Source organism: Fructobacillus papyrifericola (assembly GCF_018437235.1).
In the GTDB taxonomy this organism is placed as follows: Bacteria; Bacillota; Bacilli; order Lactobacillales; family Lactobacillaceae; genus Fructobacillus; species Fructobacillus papyrifericola.
On sequence record NZ_JAAMFJ010000001.1, the window covers coordinates 363,630 to 383,309 of the forward strand.

A 19,680-nucleotide genomic window follows, 5' to 3' on the forward strand; every position below is an offset into this window, starting at 1 on the left:
CTATACGTCCTGCTTTTACTGATAACTAGGCCTTTTGCCGAATCGTAAGGGTCTTTACTTCTTCTTAAGATTTGGATTTTGCGTATAATAGGGGTATGGAAAAGGAACTGGCACAATACCAATCGTATCTTAATGCGGAACGAGGCTACTCTAACCTGACGGTTCAGGCCTATAGCAAGGATATTCAAGCCTTTGTCGATTATTTGAAGGAGAACGGGGGCTTTTCGACTTTTCAAGCCGTCAAGTCCTTAGATGTCCGGGTTTACTTGGCCAGCCTGTACGAGGCCGTCATGGCCCGAACGACGATTGCCCGCAAGGTATCCAGTCTGAAGAACTTTTATGCCTACTTAGTCAAAGAGGGCTTGGCCCAGGACAATCCCTTTGAAGGGGTGGCTTTACGCAAGCACCAGGCCCACCTGCCGGAGTTCCTGTATGAAAACGAACTGCAAGAGCTGTTCAAAGTCGCCTATGACAAAAAGGACCATCCCCGCTACCGACGCGATACCGCCCTCCTTGAGTTTCTCTTTGCCACCGGCGTTCGTGTTTCGGAGCTTTCGGGTTTGACAGTCGATCAGCTTGATTTACGAAACCAACTGGTCTTGGTGCACGGGAAGGGGAATAAGGATCGCTACGTGCCCTTTGGTTCCTATGCGAAGAAGGCCTTAATCGATTACATTGAAAACGAACGCCCGGCACTCTTTGCCAAAAACCGCCAGGCTGAAAAACCAGCAGAGCTCTTCTTAAATAATCAGGGTGGGGCCCTGACCTCTGCTGGGGTTACTTACATTTTGAACCAGCTGATGAACAAGACCTCGTTGACGGCCAAAATCCATCCCCACATGCTCCGGCATACCTTTGCCACGACTTTGTTAAACCGTGGGGCCGATATGCGAACCGTGCAGGAATTACTGGGGCACGCGAATTTATCGACGACCCAGATTTACACTCACGTTTCAAAGGCGATGCTCCAGTCTTCTTATCAAAACTATTTTCCAAGGGCCAAACGGGAAAATAAGTAACCGCTTTCAATTGCTTTATTAAGGCGTTTTTCGCTATTGTCAGAATTCGGCTGAGGGAGTAGAATAGAACTATGATAACGTTAGAAAACGACCAACTTATTGTTAAAATCAACCAGCACGGGGCTGAACTCGTTTCGGCTTTCAACAAGGAAGCCGAGCTGGAGTATATCTGGTACGGCGATCCTATGTACTGGGGCCGGCATGCTCCCAACCTCTTTCCGATTGTTGGCCGCCTGCAGGGGGACCAGTATACCTTGGCGGGTCAGACCTACTACATGAACCAGCACGGCTTTGCCCGGAACATGGATTTTGAGATTGTGAAGCAGGATGCTGACTTTGTCCGTTTCTCCTTATCTGATTCAGAGGCAACGTGGCGCATCTACCCATTTTCCTTCCAATTTGACGTAATTTTCAAGTTAGTCGGAACGGAACTCTTTGTTGATTACGAGGTTCATAACCCGGACAAGCAAAAGTCCCTCTTCTTCTCAGTTGGTGGCCACCCGGCCTTCAACCTGCCCTTGGATGGTGGGAAGTTCTCGGATTACTATCTGTCGGTTAAGCCTGAAAAGGTCTACGACCGGATTCGCCTGGTTGGACCATATTCCAATCCAAACATGCCATCGCCCTTTAACGCCGACATTCCACTCCGTTTGCGTCAAGAAGACTACCATGACGATGCCATTATCCTGAAGTTGGACCGGCAGAAGGCGACTTTCCTATTAGCCCGCTTGGCCAACCAACACGGCATGGAAATGACCGTTGACAATGCCCAGTACCTTGGGATTTGGACGCCTGCTGGAAAGGATGCGCCCTTTATCGCCATCGAACCTTGGTGGGGGATTGCCGATACGGTTGACGCCACCGGTAACTTCAAGGAAAAGTTTGGAAACAACGTCCTTGCGGCAGGGGATACCTTCAACGGTTCGTACTCAATGAACTTCTTCTAACGAATAAAAAGGAAAAGCCAGTTGCCTAGCAGCTGGCCTTTTGTGTGATAACCATGGATTTTTTAACGCTCATTTCAAAAAAAGAAAAAATTAACCAGGCGGCCTTGGCCGTCCCAATGGCCTTGGGACCAAATGACAAGTTCACGCCATTCAAGAATCGCTTGCAAGAAGAAAAACCGGATGCGGTGATCTGGCAGGCCGATGCCATTGCTGATGACTTTTCAAAGGAGGTCATTTGGGATCAAGTCAAGCAGGGTGGGGCCCAAGCCGTCGACGAAGGGGAGCTTTCGGCCATGAAGAAGGCTTCCATGAAGGCCGAACTGGACAAGGCCCACGAGGAATTTTTGGGTAACTGGCCACAAATTCAGCAACAAATTGTCTTAGAACTGGCCCAAAACGCCAAGGAAACGGTTGGTGACCGTTTCTTAATCCTGGCCTATTCCAACAAGGAAGCGGGCGGCCAGGGAGAAATGGGCCCTGCCGATCAGGCCTTTTTCTTGACCTCGGCCTTAAAAGTCGCCGGCGACTGCTTTGATGCCGTCTTCATCCCCAATCAATTGGATGAAAACCTGCAAGAAAAGGTGATCGAAGCGGCAAAGGCGGCCCAGGTTCCCTTCATTGTTAGCACCATTTTGACGGACATGGATCGAGCAGACCTAGAAGAGCAATTCCAAAAAGCCATCAAGTCGGGGGCCGCCTTTTTGAACATCGAACTGTCGGCTGACTTCCTTGGGCAATTCGATGTTGCCGATTTGGATGAGCTGCTTGTGACTTTGAAAGAGCAGTATCGCGAGCAGGTTAAGTTGGTTCTGTCCATGACCGGGCTACTCACCAAGGACCAACTCGAATCCTGGTTGGTTTTGCCTTCGGCCTTTGTTACCCTGGCCTTGTCCGAACAGTATCAAACACCAATGGTTCAATCGACTATCAAGGAGCTGGGTTGGAATTAATTTCCTATAAAAGTTGCAGGGGATGTGCTATACTAGTTTTTGACCAACTGGGTAGTATCTATCTACCTACCCGGCACCCGAAAGGGTGCCGTTTTTTTTTACTTTTTTCTTTGAAAAGCTTGTTTAAAGCAGGCGAAAGCGTTAGACTCTCTTTGACTTAAAGTAGCTGCTTTTGTGCAGGATAAGCGGGTCAAAAGCCCGGGAATGCCCAAGACGGTTTTTTTAATTGGAGAAGTAAAATGGCAGAGAAAAAGCAAAGCAAGTTTCAATACGGTGCCTTCCTAATTGCATTGGGCATTGTCTACGGGGATATCGGAACCTCACCCCTTTACACGATGAACGCCATCATTGCCGGTAACGCCCACACCGAAGATTTAAAAGCACTCGTGATTGGCTCGATTTCCCTTGTTTTCTGGACTTTAATGCTGATTACCACCATCAAGTACGTGCTCATTGCGCTGCGTGCCGACAACCATGGTGAGGGTGGTATTTTCTCCCTCTACAGCAAAGTCCGAACCAGCAAGATGAAGTGGTTGATTCTACCGGCCATGATTGGTGGGGCTGCCCTTCTTGCCGATGGTGCACTTACCCCGGCTGTTACCGTCACTTCAGCCGTGGAAGGGCTAGAAGGCCAGCACTTTGGTGCCCTGGTCTTTCCAACGGGAACCGACTTTGTTGTGCCCGTTGTCTTAACCATCCTGCTCTTTGTCTTTACCCTGCAGCGGAAGGGAACGACTAAGATTGGGCGACTCTTTGGCCCTCTGATGCTGATTTGGTTTACCTTCATTGGCTTTTTTGGCTTTCTGCAAGTCCTTCAGTATCCCGAAGTTCTAAAGGCCATTTCACCCGTTTATGCCGTGGAAACGCTTTTTAGTCCGGATAACCGACTGGGCCTGTTGATTCTAGGTAACATTTTCCTGGCCACGACCGGAGCCGAGGCCCTTTATTCCGATATGGGGCACGTTGGTAAGAAAAATATCTACCTGAGCTGGCCCTTCGTCTACACCATGCTGATTTTAAATTACATGGGGCAGGGGGCCTGGACCATTTTGAACCAGCCAAAGGGTTCCAACCTGAACCTCTTCTTTGACATTTTGCCCAACCAGTGGCGCTTGGTGGGCGTTATTTTGTCCACCATCGCCGCCGTCATTGCCTCACAGGCCTTGATCACCGGCGCCTTTACGCTTGTTTCCGAGGCCATTTCACTCAAGATGATGCCCCGTTTGCGGATTGCCTACCCCAATACTTTCCGCGGTCAGATGTACATTTCCTTTGTTAACTGGCTGCTCTTCATTGCCGGCATCGTCGTGGTCTTGCTTTTCCAGACCTCCCACAACATGGAGTCGGCCTACGGTCTGGCCATCACGGTGACCATGCTGATGACGACCCTTCTGCTCTTCGAATACATTCGCTCAAAGACCAAGACCCTTTATGCCGTGCTCTTTGCCATCCTTTTCGGTTTGCTAGAAAGCCTCTTTTTGATTGCCTCTTTGGTGAAGTTTATCCATGGTGGATACTTTACGGTCTTGTTGATGCTGATGATTCTATCGGTCATGGTCTTCTGGTACTACGGCAATAAGCGCCGGGAAGCCCTGTCTTACAACAACGACTACTTGTCCTTAAAGCACTACCGCCGGCAGTTGATGCAACTGGCCCATGATCCAGAAGAGCCGCTGATGGCCAACAACCTGGTCTACATCGTCAACGTGCACGATAACTATCAGATTAAAAAGTCCGTTATCTATTCACTTCTCGGTGCTCGACCAAAGCGGGCCAAGGTTTACTGGTTTGTGACCATCAAAGAGTCGATTAACCCTTATGAAAAGTCCTACTCGGTCGATCTGATGGGTAGTCAAAACATGGTTCGGGTGGTCTTGAACCTCGGCTTTAAAGTCGACCCACAGGTCGAATACTACATCCGCCACATTGCCAAGACCTTGGTTAAGCAGGGCTATTTGGAACCGCAGAAGGTTCGCTACGGCCTGGATAAGAACCGGGCAATTGGTGACTTTAAGTACGTACTAACCAACAACTATTACACGGATTTGAAGACGGTTTCTCAAATTTCTTCCTGGGACCGCTTCTTGATTGGTGGCCGTATCTGGCTTCAGTCACACTCCGTTCACTTGCGTTACTTCTACCGTCTGCGTTTGTCTGACACGGTCGAAGAAATCGTGCCACTCTTCATTGAACACCGACAGGTGTTGAAGCTTCGGCAACTGGAAGTCAAGAACCAACCATTACCCGAATAAAAAAACAGCCGATTTCAAATCGGCTGTTTTTTAATTACTTTGAATGTAGTTTTTGAGACCCTGGGTCACGTCTTTGGCGACTTTTTCCTGATAGCTTGTTGATTTGATATAGGTCAGATCCTTGTCCGAATCGATGAAGCCCATCTCCAGGAGGACGGCCGGACGAGTCACGTCCTTAATCACGAGGTAGGGAATCGAATCATAGCCCCGGTTTTCAAGTGGCAGGTTGTTTAGCGACTTTGATAGGGACTGCACCAGTGGCAGGGAGTTGCTGTTGTAATAGTACTGAGAAATGCCAGAAGCGGAATTGTGGGTACCCGAGGCATCGAAGTGGAAGGAGATCTGGGCATCGGCCTGGTACTTTTCGGCCGTGCGAGGAATGTAGAGCAGGGGCACGACGACGTCTTTGGTTCGAGTCATCAAGACCCGGGCCCCGGTCTTTTCCAGTTCCTTCTTGGTTGCCAAGGCAGTCTTTAGGGTATAGGTCTTTTCATAGTACTTATTGTTATAAGACATGGCCCCGGTATCCGAACCACCGTGGCCCGGATCGAGCACGATGGTGGCTTCGGAAAGGGCGGTTGGCTTCTTCAAGAAGGTGTTGTTGGCCACCCAAGAAGCGACCCAGCCCTCCTGATCATCCTTGGAATCCTTGACGTACCACCAGCCGTTTTGTCGCTTTAAAACGGTCAACTTCGTGCCGGACTTGAGGGCCAGGATTTGCTTGCTCGTTCGACTTGGGCTCTTGCGCAGGGGAACGGCGTCTGGTCTTGTCGTCAGTTGGTTTTGCTGTGAAAGGGACAAAACCAATAGAAAAGTCGTCAGAATAATCAGGCCAAGGGTGGAAAGCCCAATTTTATTTTTTTGAATCCAATTAATCATAAGGTTCTCTTTCCTTAAGCGAACTTTCTTAAATAGTTTACCACGACAGGGCAGAAAAACCCGTTGTTTTTCAGTATAATAGGAAGCATGAAACAATTTCGAGTAGAAAACTTAACGTCCATTTACGGTGAAAAAGTCCTTTTTGATGACCTATCCTTTTTGATTTCCTCTGGTGATCGGGTCGGCCTTGTCGGTGTGAACGGGTCTGGGAAGACGACTTTGCTAAACGCTCTGTCCGGTAAGCATCCGGCAGACAAGGGAATGATTACCACTCAAAACGACTTTCGTATTGGGTACTTGGAACAGGAACCCAATCTCGATGGTCATCTAACGGTTCTAGACGCCGTTTACGCCGGCGATCAGCCGGTTTTCAAAACCGTTCGGGCCTACCAGGAAGCCCTGGATAACTTTTCGCTCCATCCGGAGGATCAGAAGGCGGCCGACCGCTTTGAAAAGGCCCAGGCGGCGATGGACCGAGATGATGCCTGGACCATTGAATCGCAAATTAAGACGATTTTAACCCAGTTACATTTAACGGACTTAAAAGCCGAGGTAGCCAAGCTGTCCGGTGGTCAGAAGAAACGTGTGGGGATGGCCCAGGTTCTGATTCAAGAACCCGACCTCTTGATTCTAGATGAGCCAACTAACCACCTGGACTTTGATTCCATTGATTGGTTGGAGCAGTATTTGGCTAAGTACAAGGGGGCCTTGTTAACGGTTACCCACGATCGTTACTTCTTAGACCGGGTCACCAACCGAATTTTTGAACTCTCCTTTGGTAAGCTCTACGAATACGAAGGAAACTATCAGGATTATTTGGAAGGCAAGAGTCAGCGCCAGGCCGATGAGGCCTTAGCCGAGCACAAGCGGGAAAAGAAGTACGAGCAGGAAAAGATTTGGATGAACAAGTCAGCTCGGGCCCGGACGACCAAGCAGAAGGGTCGTGAAAAGGCCTTTGCCCGCTTGGAAGAGTCGATGGGCCAGGTCAAGGTGGATGATGACATCGAACTTTCCCTCGGCCAGTCCCGACTGGGTAAAAAAGTCATGCAGCTAGAGCATGCGACCCTATCCTTTGGCGATAAGTTGATTTTTAAGGATCTTTCGCTCTTGCTTGGCCAGCGCGACCGACTGGGCATCACCGGCCCCAACGGGGTGGGCAAGTCTTCTCTGCTAAACGTTTTGGCCGGTCGGCTGCCTCTGACCGATGGCGTCTACGAAATTGGTCAGACCGTTAAAATCGGCTACTACACCCAGGTCACAGAAGACATTCCAGATGACAAGCGGGTGGTTGAGTATTTGACCGACGTGGCTTCGACCATTCAAGACGAAAATGGCCAGGCCATTTCGGCAAAGGACCTCCTGGAACAGTTCCTCTTTCCCTCCTTCATGCACGGCACTTTGGTCCGCAAGCTCTCCGGTGGGGAACGGCGCCGGCTCTATCTCTTAAAGATTCTGATGCAGGCGCCAAACGTCTTACTCTTGGACGAGCCGACCAACGACTTGGACATCGGGACTTTGACGGTATTGGAAGCTTTCTTGGAACGCTTTGCGGGGACTGTGGTGACCGTTTCCCACGACCGTTACTTTTTGGATTCGGTGGCCGACTTTGGCTACTATCTGGCTGGTAATGGGGGGGTTGATCGCTATAACGGTTCTTTCTCGGACTATCTGACTGACGTTGTCTTGCCAAAGGAAGAGAAGCCATCAGCTAAGCCAGCCGCAGTTCAGCCGTCGACCGAAAAGGCGTCAGAAAAGAACAAGAACCGTAAGTTGACTTATAAAGAAAAGCAAGAATGGGCAACGATTGAAGATGAAATTGCCCAGCTCGAAGCAGCCGTTGATGACTTGAACCAGGCCATGGCCGAAAACGGTTCCAACTATGAAAAAGTCGTGCAACTGCAAGCTGATTTAGAAGAAAAGGAAGGGCAACTCGATGCGAAAATGACGCGTTGGGAGGAACTTTCTGAAATTGTGGAAGGACAGTCTTAGGACTGTCTTTTTTTATTTTGGTCAGCGTTTTTATCGCTCTTTACGTGTGATTTAGTAAGGAGGTGGACAAATGCTGCAAGGAGAATTTTTACTAGCCCTACATCTAACCAAGGGTTTAGGCATCGCTCGGAAGACCCGGGTGATTGAAGCCATCAAGGAGGACCTGGCACCAGTCAACTATCCCTGGTCCTTGCTGGAACTGTCCCTTGTCATTGGCTTTGACGTAAACGATGCCCGCTTTCCGGCACTGGCCTCAGACTACCAGAAGGCTCTAGCAGTAGCTCGCAATTATCCTGAAAGCTACCTGACTTACTTTGACGCTGATTACCCAAAGCAGCTGCGAGAAATCTACCAACCACCGCTGGTTCTCTTTTATCGCGGCGACCTGCGGGCCTTGAAATTGCCGTCTTTAGCAGTCGTTGGCACTAGAACGGCCACACCCTATGGCCAGGAGGTCCTACGCGCGCTCTTACCTGAGCTCTTGGCCCAGGGGATTGCCATTGTTTCCGGCTTGGCCAAGGGAATCGATGTGATGGCCCACCAGGTGACTTTTTCAAACGGGGGTGTGCCGATTGCGGTCATTGGCTCAGGCTTGGGCCGGGCTTATCCGAGGCAGAACCGAGGGATTCAAGAGGCGGTGGCTGAGCAGGGGTTGCTATTGTCTGAGTATCCTCTAGAGACTGCGCCACACCGGGGGCACTTTCCGGAACGAAACCGGATCATTGCCGGTTTAGCCAGTGCGACCCTTGTGGTTGAAGCCAAGCAGCGCTCTGGTTCCTTAATTACGGCCAATTCGGCGCTGCAAAATAACCGGGAGGTGCTGGCGGTACCTGGCTCGATTTTCTCAGCCGAATCGGCCGGCTGCCATGAATTAATTGCGGCCGGCGCCAGGCCGGTCACAACCGCCAAAGAAATCTTAGTAAACGGAGCCTTTTACAAGGATTAGTCAATTGCTTGTTTACCGCCTTCTTAGATTATGGTATTCTTGATGAAACTTTAATTGGTTCAGAGAAATCAAAAGTTGTCTTAAACTTGAATTTAATGGGCGAATTGCCCGCTTTTTTGACGACACTCTGAGCCCTTTAGGTTCGGAGTGTTTTTTGTATGGAAAAGGAGAAGAGTATGGCGCATCAACGTTTTCAAGTCAAACCCATTGAAAAGGAGCAGCGGAATCTTGGCTCTTGGGACATGTTTGCCACCTGGTTTGGGGCAAATGCCAACAACGGCACCTGGTATATCGGTGGAATTATCGCCGCCTGTGGCCTGATTGGTGGTCTTTGGGCCATGCTGATTGCTTCAGTCCTTTCCTATCTGTTCTTAAGTTTGGTTTCCTTGATGGGCTACCAAACGGGGCTGTCGACAACAACGCTGAGTCGGGCTACGTTTGGTATTCGCGGCAGTTTGATTCCATCCATCATTAATTTCATCATGTTCATGGGTTGGACGGCGGTGAACACCTTTATTGCGGCCACTTCCTTATCCTTCATCTTCCACAGTTTCTTTGGTTGGCCAGTCTTTGGTCATGCCGGTGGTAACAAGGGCTTGATTGTCGGTATTTTGATCATGAGTGTCCTCCACATTTTGTCCATTATCGCCGGGCAAAAGTCGGTCCGAATCATCGAACGGATTGGGATCTTCCTAGTCATTTTCTTTGTTCTCTGGGAGGGCATCGTGGTCTTCAAGCACGTTTCCTTCACGGAATTGCTTCACTGGGTAGTACCTTCAAAGGATCGCATGCCATTTGGTGCGGCCTTAGACATCTTGGCTGCCTTTAACTTGGCCTGGGTCACGTCGGCCGCCGACTTTTCCCGCTTTGCAAAGACCAAGTCGGTGTCAACAATTTCTTCCTTCTGGGGCGCCCTTGTTGGGGTTGTTTCCTTTGCGGCCATGGGCTTGAGCACGGCCATTTCGATTGCCTTAACTTCCGGGATTTACAACCCGGATAACTCGGACCCTAGTACGGTGGCAAACGAATTGGGACTGGGCACAATTGCCATGATCGTCATCGTTTTGACCTCGATGACCTCAAACGCGGTGAACTTGCAGGCGGCTGGTTCGGCCTTGAACAACCTCTACAGCCGATTGTCTTTGAAAAACTCCCTCTTAATCGCCACGGTGATTGCCACGCTGTTGACCTTTATTCCGTTGATTAACGGGGACTTCTTATCCGTCTTTACCGCCTTTTTGGACTACATCGGTATGCTGCTTGGCCCAATCATTGCCATTATGGTTGTCGATTACTTCTTCTTCCACAAAAAAGACTACGTGCAGGAAAACTTTGAAAAGGAAAAGGGGGCTTTCTGGTTTACTGCTGGCTTTAACTGGCCGGTCATCGTTCTCTTTGTCTTTGGCGTTCTGCTCTACCTTTACTTATCCAACTTGCCAATTCTAAAGGAAACAATCGGGGCCACCTTCTTAGTCATGGTCATCGTTGGCCTGCTCTACTACGCCTTTCTTTCCTTCACGAAAAAGTCGGAGGGCCGCAAATGATCATTCAAAACGCACACATTGAAAATGCCAAGGAGACGACCGACTTTCGCATTGAAGGGGGACGGATTGTCGAAATGGCCGCCCACCTGCCCGTTAAGGGCGAAGAAGTCCTCGACCTGCAGGGTAAGTTGGTCTTGCCACCCTTTGTCGATTCCCACATTCACTTGGATTCGACGCTAACGGCTGGGCAACCCGAATGGAACGAAAGCGGCACGCTCTTTGACGGGATTCGGATTTGGTCCGAACGGAAAAAGTCTTTGAGCATTGCTGATGTGAAGGAGCGGGCCATTCAAACCTTAAAGAAGCAGGCCAGCCACGGGGTTCAATTTGTTCGCAGTCACGTTGACGTGACCGACCCGTCGCTGACGGCGCTCAAGGCCTTGCTCGAAGTACGCGAGGAAGTCAAAGACTTCATGGACCTGCAGTTGATTGCCTTTCCACAAGAGGGGATTCTGTCCTTTCCCAATGGGAAGGAACTCATGGAAAAGGCCGTTTTGATGGGTGTTGATGGCGTTGGGGGAATTCCGCACTACGAGTTCAACCGCCAGTATGGCGATGATTCGATTGACTTTTTAGTGGATTTGGCCAAGCGCTATGACCGCTTAGTCGATGTGCACTGTGATGAAATTGATGATCCAAACTCCAGGCACTTGGAGGTGCTGACGACTTTGGCATACGAGTCTGGCTTGAAGAACAAAGTCACGGCCAGCCACACGGTCTCCCTTGGTTCGGTCAACGATGCCTATGCTTACAAGCTGATGCGGGTCTTGAAGATGGCCGACATTAACATGGTCGCCAACCCACTTGTCAACATGCACCTGGGTGGCCGCTTCGATACTTATCCAAAACGGCGGGGGATGACCCGAGTTAAGGAGCTCCTGGAAAATCAAATTAACGTTTCCTTTGGGGAAGACGACGTCAAGGATCCCTGGTATCCGATGGGCGATGGCAACATGTTAGACAGCCTCTACGTCGGAATTTTGTCGGCCGGGTTAATGGGCTACTCGCAAATTCAGTCTTCCTATCAGTTGATTGGTCAAAACGGGGCCAAGAGTCTTCATCGTGAAGAAAACTACGGCTTAGCAGTTGGCAAGGACGCCAGCTTCCTGGTCTTTGATGCCGAAAACTTCTACGATGTGCTAAACGAGCGCCGGACTATGCTTTATTCCTTCCGTAAGGGTGTCTGCTTGATTGAAAACAAACCGATGCAGACGTTTTCCCATCTAGAAAAATAAGCTTTCTTCTATATAAAAAGAACGATTTCTCCTAAGTTCTTGAAAAGTGAACGAAAGTGCAAGGCAAGGGGCTTTTTCCCTTGCTTTTTTGCTTGAAATCAAAAAGGTTCTTGTGACTTGGAATGGGATTTGCTATTCTGTATGCTATAATGCACGTATCTATAGGAACTGTGAGGATCTGTCGTGGCAGAAAAGAAAACGAGCAAAACGACAACTCGTAAAAAAGCACCGAAGAAGACAACGTCTCGTTCGGCAAAGAATAAAAAACTCGTCATCGTGGAGTCTCCTTCAAAGGCCAAGACGATTGAAAAGTACCTCGGTTCGACCTACCAGGTGGTTGCTTCAATCGGACACGTTCGGGACTTGCCAAAGTCGACTTTGGGCGTTGATGTAGCCCATGATTACGAGCCAAAGTACATTAACATCCGTGGTAAGGGGCCGGTCATTAAGGATCTGAAGAAGGCGGCCAAAAACGCCAAGCAAGTCTACCTCGCATCCGATCCGGATCGCGAAGGAGAAGCCATTGCCTGGCACTTACAATACATTTTGGGTCTTGATCCAAAGCAAGCTAACCGGGTGGTCTTTAACGAAATCACCAAAGACACGGTGAAAAACGCCTTTAAGGAACCACGAACAATCAACCAGGACTTGGTCGACGCCCAACAGGCCCGTCGAATCATCGATCGCCTGGTTGGTTATTCGATTTCACCCGTCTTGTGGAAGACGGTCAAACGAGGCCTGTCAGCCGGTCGTGTGCAGTCGGTTGCCCTCGGCTTAATCATCGCCCGTGAAAAGGAAATTCAGGCCTTCCAGCCAGAAGAATACTGGACCTTGGATTCTGAATTCAAGAAGGGCCGGGCCAAGTTTAAGGCCAACTTCTACGGCTTTGATGGCAAGAAGCAGCCATTGCCTGATAACGCGGCTGTTCAAGGTGTCATGGGCAAGTTAGACACTAAGCAACCCTTTACTGTTTCGTCGGTCAAGGCTAAGGAGCGCAAGCGTTCGCCACAGCCACCCTTTACGACCTCAACCATGCAGCAGGCGGCTAACACGCAGCTGAAGTTCCGGACTCGGAAGACCATGATGACGGCCCAGCAGCTCTATGAAGGAATTAACCTTGGTCGTGGACTCGGTCAGGTTGGGTTGATTACCTACATGCGTACGGATTCGACCCGTCTGTCAGCCGTTGCCAAAAACGCGGCCGCTCAGTACATTCACAATGAATGGGGAGAGGAATACTCCAGCCACAAACCAGTTGCTGGTGTTCCACAAGAAGGGGCCCAAGACGCCCACGAAGCCATCCGTCCAACGGATGTGACGAAGACGCCGGCTTCCATTAAGGACAAGCTGACCCCAGACCAATTCAAGCTCTATTCGCTGATTTGGTCACGTTTTGTGGCATCATTGATGACGCCAGAAATCCTGGATACCATGGCCGTTACGGTTGAACAAAACGGCGTGCTCTTCCATGCCAACGGGTCAAAGACCAAGTTCCCTGGCTTTACCAAAGCCTATCCGGCTGCCAAGGAAAAGGATAACCTCCTGCCTGATTTGGCCGAAGGCGATGTCGTTGACTTGGCCAAGACGGATCCCGAACAGCACTTTACCATGCCGCCGGCCCGTTATTCCGAAGCGGCCTTGATTAAGGCCTTGGAAGAAAACGGGGTTGGTCGTCCATCAACCTATGCACCAACCTTGGACACCATTCAACGACGAAACTACGTCCGGGTCGACGCCCGGAAATTCGTGCCAACGGAACTGGGTGAAATCGTTCAAAACATCGTCGATGACAAATTCCCAGACATTACCGATACGAAGTTTACCGCCCAAGTCGAACATTCCTTGGACGACATCGAAGTCGGTGACAAGAAGTGGGTACCGGTCGTTGATGAATTCTACAAGCCTTTTGAAAAAGAGGTGGAAACGGCCGAAAAGACTTTGGAAAAGATTACCATGCACGACGAATTGGCTGGCATGGACTGTGAAGTCTGTGGTGCGCCAATGGTCATCAAGATGGGCCGTTATGGTAAGTTCTACGCCTGTTCACGCTTCCCCGATTGCCGAAATACGAAGGCGATTGTTGAAGAAATTGGCATTGAGTGTCCAAAGTGTCATAAGGGCCAGGTCGTGGAACGCAAGACCAAGCGTGGTCGGAAGTTCTACGGATGTTCCCGCTATCCGGACTGTGACTTTGTCTCATGGGACAAGCCAAAGGCGCCGGGTGAAGAAGAGACCTCAAAGGGCAAGGCAAAGAAAGCCAAGTCTAAGAGTTAAACAAGTCATGAGTCGAAACAGTTCGAAGGCTTCGACATTGGGGCGAGCCGCAAGGCCCGCCTTTTTTGAAAGGAATTTATGGTCAAAAAAGTACTGACAATTGCAGGATCCGACAGCCTTTCTGGCGGTGGACTACAGGACGATCTGGCGACTTTTGCAACGGAAGGCCTGGCGGCCTTTTCGGTCATCACGGGGATTGCCCTGATTAAAGAGGGCGAAGTACGGGTGGAAGCCTTGAGCTCAGCGCTCTTAAAGGAGCAACTGGCCTCGGTTGACCAGGTCGATCAGTTTGACGCCATCAAAGTCGGCATGTTGCAATCGGTTGAACAGGTCGTCATTGTCAGCGATTACCTGAAAAACTACATTGGCCCCGTGGTGGTGGATCCTGTTCTTTCCTTTAAGGAAGGGGAACTCAGCTTGGAGCCTGGAATGGTGGATGCCTACGTGAATTACTTGCTGCCACTGGCCACCATCATGACCCCAAATGTCAAAGAGGGGATGGCCCTGCTTGAAACAACCGAAAAACCCCGCAGTAAGACCACGGCCTTGACTTTTGCCAAGGCACTCTGTCAGCGGGGCCGCTGCTCGCTTTACCTAAAAGTCGGTAACCCGGTCAATGACGAGGAGTATCTGGATCTCTTTTTTGATGAAAACGGCCACCGTTCGGCCTTCCGTCACCATGCTGTGACCACGACTAACGGGCATGGTTCCGGTTGCACGCTGTCCGCTGCCTTGACGGCGCAGCTAGCCAAGGGTGAAAACCTCCACGATGCCGCCATGAAGGCGGCCGACTTTACCCAAAAGGCCATTGAAAACGGCTATTCGCTTTCAGCAGGGTTACCAGAGGGTAATGTTTTACCAAACTGGCCATTGCTGGACAAATAAAAAAGGCGACTCGGTTGAGTCGTCTTTTTTAGTCACGTTACTTTGCTTGCTTGCGGAATTGAACGGCGGTCATGCCAACCTGTTGCTTAAAGACTGTGTTGAAGTAGGAGAGGTTGGGGATGCCGACCTTTAAGCCGATGATGGCAACTGAGTCGTTTGTTTCCGACAACATCTTCTTGGCCTGATACATCCGGAGGCGGATTAAGTAGGCCTGTGGGCTCTCGTCAGTCAACGTCATGAAGGCTCGGTGCAAGACGCCGGTCGACACGTCAAAAGTCTCGGCCAGCGATTCCAAGGTGATGCGCTTTTGGAAGTTGTGGGCCAGGTAGACCTTGACTCGGTCAACCAGCTCGGCCTTTTCAGTCAAGTCGCCGAAGGGCTGGCAGTCAGGACAGGGAATAAAGCCTTCGAAGAGGGCCCTCGTCTTCGGTCTTGAAAATGCGAATGTCTTCCGGCACGCAGTCCTTTTCACGAATGCAAGAGGGGCAGCAGACCCGGTGGTCTTCCATTACCCCGTAAATGAATTTGCCATCGTAGCTTTGGTCTTGTTCTTTAATGGCTTGATAGCGCTTCTTTGTTAATGAATACATGATGGCTCCTTTCACTTGAAAATGATTGCTTTGGTTTGAAGCCAAAGACTTAACGCTATCTATTCTAGCACGAATTGGTCTATTCGTGAATTAGATGAAAATTAAATTTGTGAAAAGGGAGGGCTAACTTTGATTGGAAACGGCTTAATTGGAAAAAATGAGAAGATTTGCCTTTCTTGAAAGCGCTTTGCAGGCTATAATGGTTGGTAGAGTTTTGACAGTTTGAAAAGGGGCAATAACATGACCAACCACGCAGAAGAAATGATGAGTGCACTCCAGCTGGGCCAAGTCGACCAGGCCAAAAAGGCCTTTTCCCTGTCCTTGAAAGAAGACAGCGATGATTTGGTCTTTTCCTTGGCCGAAGACCTCTACGCCATGGGCTTTGTTGATGAATCAAAAAAAGCTTACCAGCAACTGCTAAAAAAGCATCCAGAAGAAGACCAGCTCAAGTCGGCCTTGGCGGAACTGGCCATTGAAGAAGACAAGCTGGAAGAAGCCCAGGACTACTTGGCCCAGATTAGCCCCGATTCAGAGGCCTACCTGCAGGCCCTCTTAGTGAAGGCGGATTTGTATCAGCAGGAAGGGCTAAAGGAATCGGCCGAGCTTTCCTTGACCAAGGCCTTGAAGATGGCGCCAAACGAACCGGTGGTGACCTTTGCCTTAGCTGAATTCTACTTTTCAACCGGGGAATACAACAAGGCGATTGGTCTCTACCGCAGCCTCTTGCTGCAGGGCCAGCGGCGAATTGCCCAAGTCGATGTGGCCGCTCGTATCGGAACGGCCTATGCGGCGGTCGGTAACGTTGAAAACGCTATTGCCTACCTGGAACAGATCAAGCCCTTGGACATGAGCCTTGATACGAAGTTCCAACTGGCCTTTTTGTACCAAGAACAGGGCCAAATCGACCAGGCCATCGACTTTTATGAAGAGATTTTAGAGCAGGATCCCCACTATACCTCGGTCTACCCATTGCTGGGCCAGGCTCAAGAAAAAGACAAGCAGCAAAAAGAAGCCCTGCAGACTTATCAAGCCGGTCTGTCTTATGATCAGACCAACCCGGTTTTGTATCGCTTGACCGGAAACCTGGCCTTCTTACTGGGCGAAGACGACTTGGCTGAGGATTCCTACAAAAAGGCGCTGGCCTTAGATGATTTGGACTTGACGACGATTGCTGCCTTGGCGGACTTTTACTTGGCCAAGCACGATTACGACCAGACCATCCAAGTGATTTCGGATGCAGGGGATAAGGATTTGGTCGATCCCAAGTTTAACTGGGACCTGGCCCGGGCCTACCACGCAAAGGAAATGGACGAAAAAGCCGCGCCATACTGGCAGCAGGCGGCCGAAGACTATCCTGAAGACGGCGACTTCTTGCACGATTTGGCCGACTGGTACCACGAAACGGGCCAGATTAAGCAGGAAAAAGAAACGATTGAGCACTTGCTGACCATTACCCCGGACGACTTTGACATGGAAGGGCGTTTGGCGGATTTGGAAGACTGAGTGCGCGTTGACAAGGGGCGCGCTTCGTGCAATTTTTAGCGATTCTTGCTAAGATAAAGTAGACGAGAAATCGAAATGAGGTGGCCGAATGCAATTTGATCAACTGCCCAGCCAATTAGTGGCGGCTAAACCCATCTTAGATAAAATTAATGCGGCTGGCTACGAGGCCTACTTCGTTGGCGGTTGTGTTCGCGACATGATTTTGGGCGAGGAACTGCACGACGTCGACATTGCGTCTTCCGCCTACCCAGAAGAAATTAAGGCGATTTTTAACAAGACCGTCGATACGGGCATTCAGCACGGCACCGTCATGGTCTTAGACCACGGCGAGGGCTATGAAATCACGACCTTTCGAACGGAATCGACCTACACGGACTTCCGTCGCCCGGATTCCGTGACCTTTGTTCGTTCGTTAACCGAGGATTTGAAGCGGCGGGACTTTACCATTAACGCCTTTGCCTTGGACGCCGATGGCACGGTCATTGACCTCTTCGGTGGTCTAGCCGATTTGAAGAAGAAGCAGATTCGGGCCGTTGGCGATCCAGAAGAACGGTTTACAGAAGACGCATTGCGAATGATGCGGGCCTTCCGCTTTGCCTCCAAGCTCGGTTTTTCAATCGAGGAGGGAACCCTGGAGGCACTGACAAAGTTGGCGCCAAACCTGGAGAAAATCGCTGTTGAGCGGATTCAGGTTGAATTTGAAAAGCTTTTAATGGGCCAGGCGGCCGGTACCGTGCTTGAAAGTATGGTGGCCGTTGACCTTTTTGCTCACTTCCCTGGACAAGCGGGTCAGTCTGCTGGTCACTTCTTGGAAATGGCTGGCTGGCTGCAAAGTGCTCGGCCAAAGAATCTGCTCACGGTCTGGACCCTTTACCTGGGAACGCTTGGAATTCCAAAAGATGGCTTGCAAGCAGAGCTGCGTTCCTGGAAACTCTCCAGAGAGATTATGGCCACGGTTAGTCGCTTAGCTCCGGCTATTGAAGGGGTGAATGACCTTTCGGTTTGGGACTTGTACCAAATCAATGACCTGGCGGGAACATTCTTAGAAGTGCTTGAAATAATGGGCGTCAGCGAATCAGTGCGCTTATCAATTTCGGATACTTTTGCCGCTTTACCGATTGCTTCTGCCAAGGATTTGGCCCTTAACGGCGGCCAGCTGATTCAATCTGGTCTGGCCAAGCCCGGACCAGCCTTGGGCAAGCTGCTTCATACCATGGAAAGGCAGGTCGTTTCCGGCCAGCTTGAAAACAGCAAGGACGCCTTGCTTGCCTTTGCAAAGGAGGCCGAATAATGGCAATATTAAAGATGGTTTGGGCCGAAGACGAAAAACACGCCATTGGCAAAGACGGTCGGCTGCCATGGTCTTTGCCAGCCGACTTGGCCCACTTTAAAAAAGAAACAATCAACACGACGATGGTCATGGGCCGCTCGACTTGGGAATCAATCGGGCGACCATTGCCTAAGAGACATTCCGTTGTCTTAACCAGCCAAGAAGACTTTGACCCCGGCTATTCGGAGGTGACGGTGGTTCATTCAAAGGATGAACTGCTGGAACTCATCCATGCCGAATGGCAGGAGGAAAGGGTTGTGACGGTGGCCGGTGGGGCACAGATTTACCGGCTGTTGATGCCGGAGGCAACCGACCTGTCGGTAACCAAAGTCTTTGGCGACTTTGACGGCGATACCTTTGTTGATCCGGTTGATTTAACCCAGTTTGACCTGGTTGATCAATCGAAAATGATTGACAATGGGCAAGCCATTGAATTTTTAACGTATAAACGAAAAGCCTAGGAGATCATGATGACGAAGGTTAAAATTGTAACGGATTCCGCTTGCCGCCTAACGGAAGCGGAAATCAAGGAATTTGATATTCAAATCGTTCCCTTATCTGTTGAAATTGATGGCACGATTTACGAAGACGGTGTTAGCATTTCGGCCGAAAAGTTTTTGGAACTAATGGCCGAAAGCAATGAACTGCCACACACTTCTCAGCCGTCAATCGGCGCTTTCCAGGAAGCTTACGAAAAGGCCGTTGATGGCGACGAAGAGGCCGAGATTTTGTCCTTGCACATTTCATCTGGCCTTTCTGGTACAGTCAACGCTGCCCAACAGGCGGCCGCATTGGTGAAGAACCGGGTGGAAACCTTTGATACTCGTCAAGCTGACCGCGCCCAGGCCTTTGTTGTCTTGGCCGCTGCCAAGGTGGCTGCCCAGGGTGGCAGCATGGAAGAGGTTCTGGCGGCTGCTGAAGAAGCGCGGAAGAATTCTTACATTTACTTGTCATTCCGAACGTTGGATAACATGGTGGCCGGTGGTCGCCTGTCAAAGACACAAGGACTGATTGGAAACCTCTTAAATATCAAGGTCGGAGCCTTTGTTGACCGCGAAGGGAAAGTCGATGTGGCCGTTAAAGGCCGCGGCATGAAGACTTTGAACAAGTACAATGACGAGGTCATCGAAAAGATGAAGGGCTTCAAGCAGATGAAGCACATCGGGGTCAGCCACGCCGGTATTCCGGAAGAGGCCCAGGCCATGGCCGACCGCTTGAACGAAATCTGGCCGGACATTGATATCTTGGTTTCGACCACGAGTCCTTTGATTTCAACACACACCGGATTGGGCGCTTTAGCCATCCTCTTTGAAGCAGAATAAAAGTTAGAAGGTTTT

At 50.2% G+C, this 19,680-nt stretch carries 17 protein-coding genes; 14 read left to right on the forward strand and 3 right to left on the reverse strand.

The genetic code is table 11. The annotated features are described in order from the left end of the window. The first annotated feature begins 95 nt into the window (after nucleotides 1-95). From xerC to G6R28_RS01685, 4 genes are all read left to right on the forward strand, one after another. Complete coding sequence (gene xerC / locus G6R28_RS01670) at nucleotides 96-1,019, forward strand: tyrosine recombinase XerC (RefSeq protein ID WP_213792507.1); 924 nt, start codon at nucleotides 96-98, stop codon at nucleotides 1,017-1,019. 71 nt (nucleotides 1,020-1,090) lie between these two features. Beyond that, the gene (locus tag G6R28_RS01675) at nucleotides 1,091-1,966 is read left to right on the forward strand and encodes an aldose 1-epimerase family protein (RefSeq protein ID WP_213792508.1); all 876 of its coding nucleotides are present in this window, start codon (nucleotides 1,091-1,093) and stop codon (nucleotides 1,964-1,966) included. A gap of 53 nt (nucleotides 1,967-2,019) precedes the next feature. Further along, nucleotides 2,020-2,916, forward strand: coding sequence for a hypothetical protein (locus G6R28_RS01680; RefSeq protein WP_213792509.1), 897 nt, complete (start codon nucleotides 2,020-2,022; stop codon nucleotides 2,914-2,916). A 239-nt stretch (nucleotides 2,917-3,155) separates the two neighbouring features. Then, complete coding sequence (locus G6R28_RS01685; RefSeq protein WP_213792510.1) at nucleotides 3,156-5,168, forward strand: KUP/HAK/KT family potassium transporter; 2,013 nt, start codon at nucleotides 3,156-3,158, stop codon at nucleotides 5,166-5,168. A gap of 30 nt (nucleotides 5,169-5,198) precedes the next feature. On the opposite strand, the gene G6R28_RS01690 is transcribed toward G6R28_RS01685, so the two are convergent. Next, nucleotides 5,199-6,047 (reverse strand): N-acetylmuramoyl-L-alanine amidase, encoded by an 849-nt coding sequence (locus G6R28_RS01690; RefSeq protein WP_213792511.1) that lies wholly within the window; start codon nucleotides 6,045-6,047, stop codon nucleotides 5,199-5,201. An 87-nt stretch (nucleotides 6,048-6,134) separates the two neighbouring features. On the opposite strand from G6R28_RS01690, the gene G6R28_RS01695 reads away from it, so the two are divergent. The 6 genes from G6R28_RS01695 to G6R28_RS01720 all read left to right on the forward strand — a co-directional run bounded on the left by G6R28_RS01695 (nucleotide 6,135) and on the right by G6R28_RS01720 (nucleotide 14,920). Continuing rightward, nucleotides 6,135-8,036, forward strand: a complete 1,902-nt coding sequence (locus G6R28_RS01695; RefSeq protein WP_213792512.1) for an ABC-F family ATP-binding cassette domain-containing protein — start codon at nucleotides 6,135-6,137, stop codon at nucleotides 8,034-8,036. Nucleotides 8,037-8,106: 70 nt separating this feature from the next. Continuing rightward, nucleotides 8,107-8,982, forward strand: a complete 876-nt coding sequence (dprA, locus tag G6R28_RS01700; RefSeq protein WP_213792513.1) for a DNA-processing protein DprA — start codon at nucleotides 8,107-8,109, stop codon at nucleotides 8,980-8,982. A gap of 176 nt (nucleotides 8,983-9,158) precedes the next feature. Continuing rightward, complete coding sequence (locus G6R28_RS01705) at nucleotides 9,159-10,526, forward strand: cytosine permease (protein ID WP_213792514.1); 1,368 nt, start codon at nucleotides 9,159-9,161, stop codon at nucleotides 10,524-10,526. Then, nucleotides 10,523-11,761 (forward strand): cytosine deaminase, encoded by a 1,239-nt coding sequence (gene codA, locus G6R28_RS01710; protein WP_213792515.1) that lies wholly within the window; start codon nucleotides 10,523-10,525, stop codon nucleotides 11,759-11,761. Before G6R28_RS01705 ends, codA begins: the two co-directional genes overlap by 4 nt. Before the next feature lie 183 nt (nucleotides 11,762-11,944). After that, a complete protein-coding gene (topA, locus tag G6R28_RS01715) occupies nucleotides 11,945-14,035 on the forward strand; it encodes a type I DNA topoisomerase (RefSeq protein ID WP_213792516.1) in 2,091 nt (696 codons plus the stop codon). A gap of 78 nt (nucleotides 14,036-14,113) precedes the next feature. Continuing rightward, nucleotides 14,114-14,920 carry a hydroxymethylpyrimidine/phosphomethylpyrimidine kinase gene (locus G6R28_RS01720; RefSeq protein ID WP_213792517.1) on the forward strand — a complete coding sequence of 269 codons (807 nt, stop codon included), beginning with the start codon at nucleotides 14,114-14,116 and terminating at the stop codon, nucleotides 14,918-14,920. Nucleotides 14,921-14,957: 37 nt separating this feature from the next. Here G6R28_RS01720 and G6R28_RS01725 read toward each other — a convergent pair whose 3' ends face one another. Both G6R28_RS01725 and G6R28_RS01730 read right to left on the reverse strand, forming a co-directional pair. After that, nucleotides 14,958-15,287 (reverse strand): helix-turn-helix transcriptional regulator, encoded by a 330-nt coding sequence (locus tag G6R28_RS01725; protein ID WP_213792518.1) that lies wholly within the window; start codon nucleotides 15,285-15,287, stop codon nucleotides 14,958-14,960. 19 nt (nucleotides 15,288-15,306) lie between these two features. Then, nucleotides 15,307-15,510 (reverse strand): Ada metal-binding domain-containing protein, encoded by a 204-nt coding sequence (locus tag G6R28_RS01730; protein ID WP_213792519.1) that lies wholly within the window; start codon nucleotides 15,508-15,510, stop codon nucleotides 15,307-15,309. A 222-nt stretch (nucleotides 15,511-15,732) separates the two neighbouring features. Between G6R28_RS01730 and G6R28_RS01735 the strand changes: the two genes are divergently transcribed. The 4 genes from G6R28_RS01735 (at nucleotide 15,733) to G6R28_RS01750 (ending at nucleotide 19,665) form a co-directional block, all read left to right on the forward strand. After that, complete coding sequence (locus G6R28_RS01735; protein ID WP_476620504.1) at nucleotides 15,733-17,013, forward strand: tetratricopeptide repeat protein; 1,281 nt, start codon at nucleotides 15,733-15,735, stop codon at nucleotides 17,011-17,013. 88 nt (nucleotides 17,014-17,101) lie between these two features. Next, the gene (locus tag G6R28_RS01740) at nucleotides 17,102-18,304 is read left to right on the forward strand and encodes a CCA tRNA nucleotidyltransferase (RefSeq protein WP_213792521.1); all 1,203 of its coding nucleotides are present in this window, start codon (nucleotides 17,102-17,104) and stop codon (nucleotides 18,302-18,304) included. Continuing rightward, nucleotides 18,304-18,804, forward strand: coding sequence for a dihydrofolate reductase (locus tag G6R28_RS01745; protein WP_213792522.1), 501 nt, complete (start codon nucleotides 18,304-18,306; stop codon nucleotides 18,802-18,804). Before G6R28_RS01740 ends, G6R28_RS01745 begins: the two co-directional genes overlap by 1 nt. A gap of 9 nt (nucleotides 18,805-18,813) precedes the next feature. Then, a complete protein-coding gene (locus G6R28_RS01750) occupies nucleotides 18,814-19,665 on the forward strand; it encodes a DegV family protein (protein WP_213792523.1) in 852 nt (283 codons plus the stop codon). Nucleotides 19,666-19,680: the final 15 nt, after the last annotated feature.